The organism is Streptomyces pimonensis (assembly GCF_041380215.1).
GTDB lineage: Bacteria > Actinomycetota > Actinomycetes > Streptomycetales > Streptomycetaceae > Streptomyces > Streptomyces pimonensis.
In genome coordinates, this window is the sequence record NZ_JAHWZY010000054.1 from 21,647 (window position 1) to 33,236 (window position 11,590).

Annotated in this window: 9 protein-coding genes; 5 read left to right on the forward strand and 4 right to left on the reverse strand. The window is 73.5% G+C overall.

Features of this window, described 5'->3' with window-relative positions; all coding sequences use genetic code 11:
* Positions 1–11: 11 nt before the first annotated feature.
* Genes KYY02_RS31305 through mtnA form a run of 4 tightly spaced genes read right to left on the reverse strand, consistent with a single transcriptional unit; the run spans position 12 to position 5,822 of the window.
* Entirely contained in the window at positions 12–1,850 is a 1,839-nt protein-coding gene (locus KYY02_RS31305; RefSeq protein ID WP_503167882.1) for an LpqB family beta-propeller domain-containing protein, read from the reverse strand.
* Entirely contained in the window at positions 1,810–3,978 is a 2,169-nt protein-coding gene (gene mtrB, locus KYY02_RS31310; protein ID WP_371243952.1) for an MtrAB system histidine kinase MtrB, read from the reverse strand. The genes KYY02_RS31305 and mtrB overlap by 41 nt, the downstream gene beginning before the upstream one ends.
* Position 3,979: 1 nt before the next feature.
* The gene (gene mtrA / locus KYY02_RS31315) at positions 3,980–4,669 is read right to left on the reverse strand and encodes a two-component system response regulator MtrA (RefSeq protein ID WP_371243953.1); all 690 of its coding nucleotides are present in this window, start codon (positions 4,667–4,669) and stop codon (positions 3,980–3,982) included.
* A 4-nt stretch (positions 4,670–4,673) separates the two neighbouring features.
* Positions 4,674–5,822, reverse strand: a complete 1,149-nt coding sequence (gene mtnA, locus KYY02_RS31320) for an S-methyl-5-thioribose-1-phosphate isomerase (RefSeq protein WP_371243954.1) — start codon at positions 5,820–5,822, stop codon at positions 4,674–4,676.
* A 140-nt stretch (positions 5,823–5,962) separates the two neighbouring features.
* On the opposite strand from mtnA, the gene KYY02_RS31325 reads away from it, so the two are divergent.
* From KYY02_RS31325 to KYY02_RS31345, 5 genes are read left to right on the forward strand one after another with little or no spacing between them, the layout of a single operon-like run.
* Positions 5,963–7,294, forward strand: coding sequence for a DUF7847 domain-containing protein (locus KYY02_RS31325; RefSeq protein WP_371243955.1), 1,332 nt, complete (start codon positions 5,963–5,965; stop codon positions 7,292–7,294).
* A gap of 4 nt (positions 7,295–7,298) precedes the next feature.
* On the forward strand, positions 7,299–8,054 hold the full coding sequence (locus KYY02_RS31330) for a DUF4129 domain-containing protein (RefSeq protein WP_371243956.1): 756 nt from the start codon (positions 7,299–7,301) through the stop codon (positions 8,052–8,054).
* On the forward strand, positions 8,051–9,244 hold the full coding sequence (locus KYY02_RS31335; RefSeq protein ID WP_371243957.1) for a DUF4350 domain-containing protein: 1,194 nt from the start codon (positions 8,051–8,053) through the stop codon (positions 9,242–9,244). The genes KYY02_RS31330 and KYY02_RS31335 overlap by 4 nt, the downstream gene beginning before the upstream one ends.
* Positions 9,244–10,233, forward strand: coding sequence for an AAA family ATPase (locus KYY02_RS31340; RefSeq protein WP_371243959.1), 990 nt, complete (start codon positions 9,244–9,246; stop codon positions 10,231–10,233). Before KYY02_RS31335 ends, KYY02_RS31340 begins: the two co-directional genes overlap by 1 nt.
* Entirely contained in the window at positions 10,233–11,543 is a 1,311-nt protein-coding gene (locus tag KYY02_RS31345; RefSeq protein ID WP_371243958.1) for a DUF58 domain-containing protein, read from the forward strand. The genes KYY02_RS31340 and KYY02_RS31345 overlap by 1 nt, the downstream gene beginning before the upstream one ends.
* The last annotated feature ends 47 nt before the right edge of the window (positions 11,544–11,590 follow it).

The window sequence follows — 11,590 nt, forward strand, 5'->3', positions numbered from 1 at the left end:
ACGGGCCCGGCTCACCCCGGATAGACCGGCGCGGTCCCCTCCGTGATCTTCTGCCACTGCGCCCCCGAGGGCAGCCGTACGATCCCGTCCACCGAGTAGGCCGTCAGCGGCGTCTGCTCGTCCTCGGCGGCGGTGACGGCCTCGACGCCGGTCAGGGCGGCGGGCGGCGGTACGTCCGGCGTGGAGCCGTCGACCTCGACGTACTTCATCTGCTCCACCCCTCCCTGCTCGCGGCCGACCACCACGAGCCGGCTGTCCCCGGCCCAGGACATGGCCGTGACCTGCTCCAGCTCCGGCGTCGCGGAGCGCGGGTCCAGCACGGTGACCGCCGGCCGCTCGCCCGTCCCGCCGTTCCGGTCGATCCGCCCGATCACCAGGGAACTCCGGTCGCCCTTCTCCACGACGAGCGCGATCCGCACCCCGTCGGCGGCCACCCTGACCGCCCGTACACGGCCCTCCAGCCCCGGTGTCCGTACCTGGACCGGCTCCTGCGCGCCTTCCTCCAGGAGGTACAGCCGCGGATCGGCGGGGTCCTTGTCGGCCACCCACAGTCCGCCCTGCGCGTCCCAGCTGGGCGTGGTCAGCCTGTCCGCCTCGGTCCTGCCCGAGCTGCGCAGCACGGGCTCCCCGGAGGAACTCCCCGACACCAGCGAGGCGACGAACAGCGACCTGCCGTCGAGCGCGACCCCGGCCGCGGTCCGCTCGTCCCGGGCGACCGCCACCGACCGCAGCGCCTTCTCGCCCTCGCCCAGCGCCCCGGGCACCGGCGCGGGCTCGGTGTCGCCGCTGCCCGCCGTGATGCGCACGAGCCGGCCCTTGTCGTCGACGAAGTACAGGTAATCGGGCCGACCCAGCGCCCCCCGGGTGGCCACGGTCTCGGCGCCCTCCCGGGCGAGCGAGCACAGCTGCTCGCCGTCGGCCCGCAGCTCGACCTCGTCCACCGCGGGGCTGAGCGTGCGCAGCGTGAACAGCAGCTGGGCCGCCATCTCCTCGCACCGGTCGGCGCCGTCCTCGGCCGCCTTGTCGTTGAGCGGCACGGTCAGCCTGCCGCGGTCGTCCGGGGTCAGCGGGCCGGCGCCCTTCCGCAACGCCGTCCCCGCGGGGAAGCCGGTCCTGACGGCGGGGTCCAGCCAGGCCGTGGGCCCTTCGATGAGGGAGCGCACCATCTGGGTCGTGGGGTCCACGTGACTGCGCACGTAGACGGGGTCGGCGACCGTCATCGGCGGCGATCCCGCGTGGTCCGAAGCGAAGTAGTACTTGTTGACGGACATGTAGTTGCGCTGGAAGTCCGACCTGCCCATGACGACGCCCTGCGGCACCGTGTCGATGCGCCACTGCCCGGTCCTCGCGTCCTTCGTGAGGTGCACCAGCTCGTCGTAGGAACCGGAGGCCGGCGCGTACGACTGCTGCGCGTCCACCGTGGCCACCTTGGTCCCGGTCAGCGTGTAGGACAGGGAGCCCGTGTCCTGCCGGTCCGGGCTGTCGACCTGGGCGCCCGGCCCGTCCGACAGCACGGTGGTGGACAGCTCCGGCTTCCAGGTCTTCGCCGCCTCACGAGTCAGGTACTGGCGCGCGGTCTTGTAGTCGGGGTCGTCACTGGTCAGCGCCTCCAGGAAGCCCTGCACGATCTGCGTGGGGGTGGCGTCCTCACTGGGCGGCATGGCGAACACCCGCACCTGCGCGTCCTGCCGGGGCGTCGACTCGACGCCCCGCAGATCCCCGTTGTCGGGCATCGAGGCGCACCCGGCCAGCAGAATCACCCCACTGGCCGCGCACGCCACCGTCCGCGCCGGCATACCCCGGCCGCGCTCACCGCTGCCCACTCGAAGCCTTCCCGTCCGTGTCCACATCCCGCGCCCCACTCCGGCCGCCCTCGCCGCCGGCCGCCCCGGTCCCGCGCTCCGGCTCCCGGCCGGCCTCCGGACCCCGGCCACGGCCTTCGTCCGCCCCCGGCCCCGCACCGTCGTCGACCTCCGGGAACCCGTCATCGGCGGCCGCGCTCCCGCTCCGCGTACCGCCCGTTCGCGCCGGCCGGGCCACCACGCGTGCCCCGTTGCCGGGCAGTGCGGTGGGGTCGGCCGTCGGGGCGGCGGGGGCCGGCCTCAGCGCGAACGGATCCCGCGCCGCCACGTCGGCGCCCGGCTGCCGTGCCGGCACCGTCGCGTGCTTCTCGCCGCCCCCGCCGCCGCGCGGCAGACCGGCGTCGTCCGGACCTCGGTCGCGCCGCGAGTCCTTGGGCTCCAGCGGTATCGGCGACCCCCTCAGCGGCTCGTCCGCGGTCCTGGGCAGCGTCAGCCGGAACTGCGAGCCGCCGCCCGGCTCGCCCCACGCCTGGAGCCAGCCGCCGTGCAGCCGCGCGTCCTCCAGGGCGATGGACAGCCCCAGCCCCGTACCACCGGTGGTACGCGCGCGTGCCGGGTCGGCCCGCCAGAAGCGGCTGAAGACCCGGGTGGCCTCACCGGGCTTGAGGCCGACGCCGTAGTCGCGCACCGCCACCGCGACCGCCCCGCCGGCCGCGGCGAGCTTGACGACGACGTCCCTGCCCTCACCGTGCTCCACCGCGTTGACGACCAGGTTCCGCAGCACGCGCTCCACGCGCCGCGCGTCCGCCTCGGCGACGACGGGCTGCTGGTCGCCGACGACCCTGATCCTCGTGCCCTTGCGCTCGGCGAGCGGCTCCGCCCCGCTGACCACCCGCCGTACGGCCTCGCGCAGGTCTATCGGCTCCGCTTCCAGCGCCGCCGCGCCCGCGTCGAAGCGGCTGATCTCCAGCAGGTCCGCGAGCAGCGACTCGAACCGGTCCAGCTGGTCGGCGAGCAGCTCCGCCGACCGCGCGGTCACCGGGTCGAAGTCCTCCCGCGCCTCGTGGATGACGTCCGCGGCCATCCGCACCGTCGTCAGCGGGGTGCGCAGCTCGTGCGACACGTCCGAGACGAACCGGCGCTGCATCCGCGACAGGTCCTCGAGCTGATTGATCTTCAGCTGGAGGTTCTGCGCCATCTTGTTGAAGGCCTCGCCGAGCCGCGCGATGTCGTCCTCGCCGGTGACCTTCATCCGCTCCTGCAGCCGCCCCGCGGACAGCCGCTCGGCGATCCCGGCCGCCATCCGCACCGGCGTGACGACCTGGCGCACCACGAGCCAGGCGATCGCCCCGAGGAGGACGACGACGAACAGCCCGGCGGTCGCCAGGGTGCCCTTGACCAGGCTCAGCGACTTCTCCTCCTGAGTGAGCGGGAAGAGGTAGTACAGCTGGTACGGGTCCCTGTTGGGGTCGTTGACCTGCTTGCCGATGACCAGACCGGGCTGGGATTCCTTCCTGGTGTCGTAGACGATGCGCGTGTAGCTCTGGGCCGCCGACCCGCTGGCGTCGATCCTCTCCCGCAGCGCCGTCGGCACACTGGCCGTCGGATTGACCTCACCGGAGGCGCGCGGTCCGCGCCCGCTGCCGCTCTGGTCGCCCGCGGGCAGGGTCACCACGTCGAAGGCGCCCTGTCCGCCGCTGGAAAGCGACTCCACGAGGTCGCTCATCCACTGGATGACGCTCTGCGAGGAACGGCCGTCCACCGCCGCGCCGTCGTCGCCCGTGACGCTCACGGCCTCCTCGGCCTGCTGTTTGGCCACCGCGAACCCGCCGGTGGCCTGGCTCTGCGACGCCTTCACCTTGGCGTCCAGCAGACCGTTGCGCACCTGGCCGATGACGACGAAGCCCAGTAGCAGGACCACGCCCAGCGACATCAGCAGCGTGGTCACGACGACCTTGAGCTGGATGTTGCGCCGCCACAGCCGCATGACGGGCAGCAACGGCCGGCGCACCCAGCGCGCGAACAGCCGGATCACCGGGCTGCCCTGGACCCCGCCCTGCAGCAGCCCGCCGTCGAGCAGGCGCCCCCAGCGGGAGCCCCGGGTCTTCCGGCCGACAGGCCGCCCCGGCCGGCCCCCGGGCAGGCCGGACGCCGAAGCGGCACTGTCCCCGGACATGTCAGCTCGGTCCTGCCTTGTATCCGACCCCACGGACGGTCACCACGATCTCCGGCTTCTCCGGGTCCTTCTCGATCTTGGAGCGCAGCCGCTGCACGTGCACGTTCACCAGCCGGGTGTCCGCCGCGTGGCGGTAGCCCCAGACCTGCTCCAGCAGCACCTCACGCGTGAACACCTGCCACGGCTTGCGGGCGAGCGCGACCAGCAGGTCGAACTCCAGCGGCGTCAGCGCGATCGACTGCCCCTCCCGCTTCACGGAGTGCCCGGCCACGTCGATCACCAGGTCGCCGATGGCGAGCTGCTCCGGCGCCGGCTCCTCCGACCTGCGCAGCCGGGCCCGGATACGGGCCACTAGCTCCTTCGGCTTGAACGGCTTGACGATGTAGTCGTCGGCCCCGGACTCCAGGCCCACCACGACATCGACGGTGTCGCTCTTCGCCGTCAGCATCACGATCGGCACCCCGGACTCCGCCCTGATCAGGCGGCACACCTCGATGCCGTCCCGGCCGGGCAGCATCAGGTCCAGGAGCACCAGATCGGGCTTGGTCTCCCGGAAAGCGGCCAGCGCCTTGTCGCCGTCGGCTACGAAAGACGGCTCAAAACCTTCACCGCGCAACACGATGCCGAGCATCTCGGCCAGTGCGCTGTCGTCGTCGACGACAAGGACTCGTCCCTTCATAAACGACATCATCCCATTAGCTCATCGTGACCTGGCGTGACCTGGCACACAGCGAGGCCAGAGCGTCGGCCGTCACGGGCGAAACGACACCTTCCTCGGTGACGATCGCCGTCACCAGCTCCGGCGGTGTCACGTCGAACGCCGGGTTGTACGCCTGGGTCCCCAGGGGCGCCACCGGAATCCCTCCTCCTGCTTCCCTTCCGGCCACCGGCACCTGCGGTGCCGTGACCTCCGTCACCTCGTGCCCGGGGCGCTGCTCCACCTCGATGGACGCCCCGTCCGGCGTCCGGGGATCCACCGTCGTCACCGGTGCCACCACGATGAACGGCACATGGTGGTACCGCGCGAGCACCGCGAGCGGATAGCTCCCCACCTTGTTCGCCACCGAGCCGTCGGCCGCGATGCGGTCCGCGCCGACGAGCACCGCGTCCACCTCGCCCGCCGCGAACAGCGATCCCGCCGCGTTGTCGGTGAGCAGGGTGTACGCCATGCCGCTGCGTGCCGCCTCGTATGCCGTCAGGCGAGCACCTTGCAGCAACGGACGCGTTTCGTCCACCCACAGGCGCCGGAGCCGCCCCGCCCGGTGCGCCGCCAGCGCCACCGCGAACGCCGTCCCCTCGCCGCCCGACACCAGCGAACCGGTGTTGCAGTGCGTGAGGATCCGGTGCCCGCCGCCGGACATCAGCTCGTCGAGGAGCGCCAGCCCGTGCCCGGCCATCCGGGCACTGGCCTCGGCGTCCTCCCGGTGCAGCTGTCGTGCCGCGGCCAGCGCGGCCCCGGCCGCCTGCCGGATGTCCCCGCCGCGGGCGAGGGCGGCCTGGTGGGCGGAGTGCGCCCGGCGTACGCCGACGGCGAGGTTCACCGCGGTGGGCCGGGCGCTCTCCAGCGCCGCCGCCGCCTCGTCCACGTCGTAGCCCCGTACGGCGGCGAGCGCGACACCGTAGGCTCCCGCGACGCCCAGCAGAGGGGCACCGCGCACGGCGAGCGAGCGGATCGCCTCCACCAGCGCCGGCGCATCCGTACAGACGAGTTCGACCTCCTCGGCCGGCAGCCTCGTCTGGTCGAGCAGGACCAGCACGGGGCCTTCGGGGGGCTCTTCCCAGCGCAGCGCAGGGATCTCGGTCGGCCGGTTGTTGTCGCCGCTGTGCGCGTACTGATCAGCCATGCAGCCAGTCTGCCCCCTGTCGCGCGGACAATTGAAGGCATGCAGCCCTCACCTCGGCAGGTCAGTCGATGACCACCCCATGGCACGATGGCTGCCAAGCTGCCGCCGCGACCGCGGACGGGCACCGTGAAGGAGCGACGATGAACGACACTCCGGGCTGGGCCTCGCCCGGATCCGCCCCGTCCGAGGGACAGGGACCGGGCGCGTCCGGTCCTGCCGGACCCGCCGGCCGTCCAGGCCCCCAGCCCCCAGCCGACCAGCCCCAGCAGCCGGGCCAGGCCCCTCAGGACCCGGGCGTGAAGTGGTCGAAGGAGCAGCCGCCGCCCGGCCAGTGGTCCGCACCCGTCGGCCCGCCCGGCCCCACGGCCCCCGGCCAGGCTCCCCCGCCGCCCGGACCGGGCTGGGGCGCCCCGCCGCCCGGTGGCCCCGGCGGTTACGGAGGCCCCGGCGGATACGGCAACTGGGGCGGCGGCTGGGGCGGCCCCCCGCCCGCGGCCAAGCCCGGCGTCATCCCGCTCCGCCCGCTCGGCGTGGGCGAGATCCTCGACGGTGCCGTCTCCACCATGCGCACCTACTGGCGCACGGTCCTCGGCATCTCGCTGGCCGTCGCCGTCCTCACCGAGATCGTCGTCGTGCTGCTCCGGGGCCTCGCCCTGGACTCCTCCAGCACCGCGGTGCTCAACGACCCCAGCGCCACCCTCGACGAACTGACCGACGCCATGGGCGACTCCCTGCTCAACTCCGGCGTGGTCTTCCTGATCACCCTGATCGGCACCGTCGCCGCCACCGCCCTGCTCACGACCGTCACCAGCCGCGCGGTACTCGGCAGGTCGGTCAGCACCGGCGAGGCCTGGCGCGACGCCCGCCCCCGGATCGTCAAGCTGTTCGGCCTGATCTGCCTGCTGCTGCTCATCACCGTCGGCATCATGGCCGTCGGCGCGCTGCCCGGGTTCCTCGTCACCCTCACCGCGGGCGGCGGGCCGGGCGTCGCCCTCACCGTCCTGGGCCTGATCGGCGCCGTTGTCGTCACCGTGTGGCTCATGGTCCGCCTGTCGCTGGCCTCGCCCGCCCTGATGCTGGAGAAGCAGGGCATCCTGAAGGCGATGAGCCGCTCCGCGAAACTGGTGCGCGGCTCCTGGTGGCGCGTCTTCGGCATCCAGCTGCTCGCGACGATCATCGCGAACGTCGTCGCGTCGATCATCGTCATCCCCTTCACCTTCCTCGCCGCGGCCGTCGGCGGCGACGGCGTCTCCGGCTTCCTCAACAGCGCCGGCGGCGACATGGGCTGGACGTTCCTCATCGTCAGCGGCATCGGCTCGGTCATCGGCGCCATGCTCACGTTCCCGATCACGGCCGGTGTCACCGTGCTCCTCTACGTCGACCAGCGCATCCGCCGCGAGGCACTCGACCTCGAACTGGTCCGCGCCACCGGCGTCCAGGGCCCCGGTCCCGGCACCACCCCGGGGAGTTGATGGCGTGACCGTCACGGGGGGAGTTCTCACATCCGTACAGGCGCTGCCCGCAGCCGCCGACACGGCCGTGCGCCTGTCGCTGCGCGGCGACGACGAGCCGCCCGTCACCCTCCCGCGCGACCCCGCGCGGGAGGCGGCACGGCGCGAACTGTCCAAAGGCATGTACCACGAGAACGACCCCAGCTGGTTCCAGCAGGCCCTCAACGCCTTCTGGGAATGGGTCGGCAAGCTGTTCGGCGCCGCCTCCACCGCCACCCCCGGCGGCGCACTCGGCCTGGTCGTCATCGTCGCGGCGGTGATCGCCGTCCTGGGGGCCCTGTGGTGGCGCCTGGGCACTCCACGCCGCCGGCCGACCTCGGCCCCCGCCCTGTTCGAGGACCGCCCCCGCAGCGCCGCCGAACACCGCTCGGCCGCCGAGGCGCACGCCGCCCAGGGCCACTGGAGCCAGGCCGTCCAGGAACGCATGCGGGCCGTCGTCCGCGCCCTGGAGGAACGCGCCCTGCTGGACCTCCGTCCCGGCCGCACCGCCGACGAGGCCGCCGCGGAGGCCGGCCGCGTCCTGCCCGCCCACACCGCCCGGCTGCACACCGCCGCCCGCGCCTTCGACGACGTCACATACGGCGGCCGAATCGCCGCGGAGCAGTCGTACCGACAGCTCGCCGAACTCGACCGCGACCTGGAACGCGCCACACCGCACCTCGCGGCCGACGACAGCACCCGCAGCACGGAGGCCCACGCCCGCCAGGGAGCCGCCGGATGACGACCGAGGTCACACCCCCGCCCACCTCGACCTCGCCCACCGCCCGCCAGGTGTGGTCCCGTACGCGAGGCATCGCCCTGGCACTGGTGCTGCTGATCGCGGCGGCCGTCGCCATCGCCGTGGTCCGCTCCGACACCCGGCACGGCGAACTCGACCCGCGCTCCGCCGACCCCTACGGCAGCCGCGCCGTCGCCGAACTCCTCGCCGACCGCGGTGTGGACACGCGCGTGGTCACCACCCTCGACCAGGCCACCGCCGCGGCCGGCCCCGACACGACCCTCCTGGTCGCCGTCCCCGATCTCCTGACCGGGCCACAGCAGTCCCGGCTGCACTCCGCCGTCACCGGCTCCGGCGGCCGCACCGTCCTGGTCTCCGCCGGCAGCGCCTCCGTGGAACGGCTCGTCCCCGGTGTCACCGCCGACCCGGCCACCAGCTTCGGCTCCACCCTCTCCCCCGACTGCGACCTGCCCGCCGCCCGCCGCGCGGGCACCGCCGACCTGGGCGGCATCCGCTACACCAACACCCACCTCACCGCCGACGAGTGCTACCCCAGCAAGCGCCTCGCCACCCTGCTGCGCATCCCGGACCCCTCCGGCGACGGCGACACCGTCCTCCTCGGCGCCCCCGACATCCTTCTCAACGACCGTCTCGACGAGCACGGCAACGCCTCGCTCGCCCTCCAGCTCCTCGGCTCCCGCCCCCATCTGGTCTGGTACCTCCCCTCGCTCGCCGACACCTCCTCCGAAGAGGAGGAGGAGAGGGGCTTCTTCGAGCTGCTCCCCTCCGGCTGGCTGTGGGGCACCCTGCAGCTCTTCATCGCGGCAGCCCTGGCCGCCCTGTGGCGGGCACGCCGACTCGGCCCCCTGGTGCCCGAGAGACTCCCCGTGGCGATCCGCGCCTCCGAAACCGTCGAAGGCCGCGCCCGCCTCTACCGCAAGGCGAACGCCCGCGACCGCGCGGCCACCGCTCTTCGCTCCGCCACCCGCACGCGCCTCGCCCCCCTCGTGGGCATTCCCGTGTCCCAGGCGCACGCGTCCGAGACCCTGCTCCCCGCGCTGTCCGCCCACCTCCGGGGCGACGGACAGTCTCTGCACACCCTCCTCTTCGGCCCGCCCCCGGGCGACGACACAGCACTCATCCAGCTCGCCGACCGCCTCGACGCCCTCGAAAGAGAGGTACGCCGTCCATGATGGACCCGACCACTGACAACGCCGCGCACACCGGGGACCCGGCCGCCGCCCGGGCCTCCCTGGAAGCCCTGCGGGCCGAGATCGCCAAGGCCGTGGTCGGCCAGGACCCCGCGGTGACCGGTCTCGTCGTCGCCCTGCTCTGCCGCGGCCACGTCCTCCTCGAAGGCGTCCCCGGCGTCGCCAAGACCCTCCTCGTCCGCGCCCTCGCGGCCACCCTGGAGCTCGACACCAAGCGCGTCCAGTTCACCCCCGACCTGATGCCGAGCGACGTCACCGGCTCCCTGGTCTACGACGCCCGCACCGCCGAGTTCTCCTTCCAGCCCGGCCCGGTCTTCACCAACCTCCTCCTCGCGGACGAGATCAACCGCACGCCCCCGAAGACCCAGTCCTCCCTCCTGGAGGCCATGGAGGAACGCCAGGTCACGGTCGACGGCGCCCCCCGCCCGCTGCCCGACCCCTTCCTGGTCGCCGCGACCCAGAACCCGGTCGAGTACGAGGGCACCTACCCCCTTCCCGAGGCGCAGCTGGACCGTTTCCTCCTCAAACTGACCATCCCCCTGCCCTCCCGCCAGGACGAGATCGACGTCCTCACCCGCCACGCCGAGGGCTTCAACCCGCGCGACCTGCGCGCCGCCGGCGTGCGTCCCGTCGCGAACGCCGCCGATCTGGAGGCCGCCCGCCGCGCGGTCGCCGAAACCACGATCTCCCCCGAGATCACCGCCTACGTCGTGGACATCTGCCGCGCCACCCGGGAGGCGCCGTCCCTCACCCTCGGCGTCTCCCCACGAGGCGCCACCGCGCTCCTGGCCACCGCCCGCGCGTGGGCCTGGCTGACCGGCCGCGACTACGTCATTCCCGACGACGTGAAGGCCCTCGCCCTGCCCACACTCCGCCATCGCGTCCAGCTCCGCCCGGAGGCCGAGATGGAAGGCGTCACGGCCGACTCGGTCATCAACGCGATCCTCGCCCACGTCCCCGTCCCCCGCTGATGGCACTCACCGGACGCGCCGCCCTGCTCGCGGCCCTCGGCTCCCTCCCTGTCGGCATCTGGGAACCCGGCTGGACCGGCATCCTCGCCGTCAACGCCCCCCTGGCGGTGGCCTGCGCCTGCGACTTCGCCCTGGCCGCCCCCGTACGCGGCCTCGGCCTGACCCGCTTCGGCGACACCTCGGTACGCCTGGGCGACACCGCCGACGTCACCCTGACGATCACCAACTCGTCCAACCGCCCGCTGCGCGCCCGCATCCGCGACGCCTGGCCCCCCAGCAGTTGGCAGCCCGGCACGGAGGTGACGGCCTCCCGCCACCGCCTGACGATCCCCCCGGGTGAACGCCGGCGTGTCACGACCCGCCTGCGCCCCACCCGTCGCGGCGACCGCCACGCCGACCGCGTCACCATCCGCTCCTACGGCCCCCTCGGCCTCTTCGCCCGCCAGGGCACCCACAAGGTCCCGTGGACGGTACGCGTCCTCCCGCCCTTCACCAGCCGCAAGCACCTGCCGTCCAAACTGGCCCGGCTACGCGAACTGGACGGCCGCACCAGTGTGCTGACCCGGGGCGAGGGAACGGAGTTCGACAGCCTGCGTGAGTACGTCCCCGGCGACGACACCCGCTCCATCGACTGGCGCGCCACAGCCCGCCAGTCCGCGGTCGCGGTACGCACCTGGCGTCCCGAACGCGACCGCCACATCCTGCTCGTCCTCGACACCGGCCGCACCTCCGCGGGCCGCGTCGGCGACGCCCCCCGCCTGGACGCCTCCGTGGATGCGGCCCTGCTCCTCGGTGCCCTCGCCTCCCGCGCCGGTGACCGGGTCGACCTCCTGGCCTACGACCGCCGCCTGCGCGCCCTCGTCCAGGGCCGTACGGCGGGCGACGTCCTCCCCTCCCTCGTCAACGCCATGGCCACACTCGAACCCGAGCTCGTCGAAACCGACGCCCGCGGTCTGACGGCGACGGCGCTCCGTACGGCGCCCCGCCGGTCGCTGATCGTCCTGCTCACCACGCTCGACGCGGCCCCCATCGAGGAGGGTCTGCTGCCCGTCCTGCCCCAGCTGACCCAGCGCCACACGGTTCTCCTCGCCTCGGTGGCGGACCCGCACATCGCCAGGATGGCCACGGCGCGGGGAAACACCGACGCGGTGTACGAGGCAGCGGCGGCGGCCCAGTCCCACACGGAACGCGACCGTACCGCGGAACAACTCCGCCGCCATGGCGTCACGGTCGTGGACGCGCCCCCGGAGGAGCTGGCGCCGGCACTCGCGGACGCGTATCTGGCTTTGAAGGCGGCTGGACGTCTGTGATTCACGGGGGCGGCGGGGTGGATCTTCGAGGGCTCCGCCACCCCCTG

What these genes read in the sequence shown, in the direction of transcription:
- KYY02_RS31305 (WP_503167882.1), bottom strand. Translation starts at nt 1,850, where the DNA reads ATGTGGACACGGACGGGAAGGCTTCGAGTGGGCAGCGGTGAGCGCGGC.
- mtrB (WP_371243952.1), bottom strand. Translation starts at nt 3,978, where the DNA reads ATGTCCGGGGACAGTGCCGCTTCGGCGTCCGGCCTGCCCGGGGGCCGG.
- mtrA (WP_371243953.1), bottom strand. Translation starts at nt 4,669, where the DNA reads ATGATGTCGTTTATGAAGGGACGAGTCCTTGTCGTCGACGACGACAGC.
- mtnA (WP_371243954.1), bottom strand. Translation starts at nt 5,822, where the DNA reads ATGGCTGATCAGTACGCGCACAGCGGCGACAACAACCGGCCGACCGAG.
- KYY02_RS31325 (WP_371243955.1), top strand. Translation starts at nt 5,963, where the DNA reads ATGAACGACACTCCGGGCTGGGCCTCGCCCGGATCCGCCCCGTCCGAG.
- KYY02_RS31335 (WP_371243957.1), top strand. Translation starts at nt 8,051, where the DNA reads ATGACGACCGAGGTCACACCCCCGCCCACCTCGACCTCGCCCACCGCC.
- KYY02_RS31340 (WP_371243959.1), top strand. Translation starts at nt 9,244, where the DNA reads ATGGACCCGACCACTGACAACGCCGCGCACACCGGGGACCCGGCCGCC.
- KYY02_RS31345 (WP_371243958.1), top strand. Translation starts at nt 10,233, where the DNA reads ATGGCACTCACCGGACGCGCCGCCCTGCTCGCGGCCCTCGGCTCCCTC.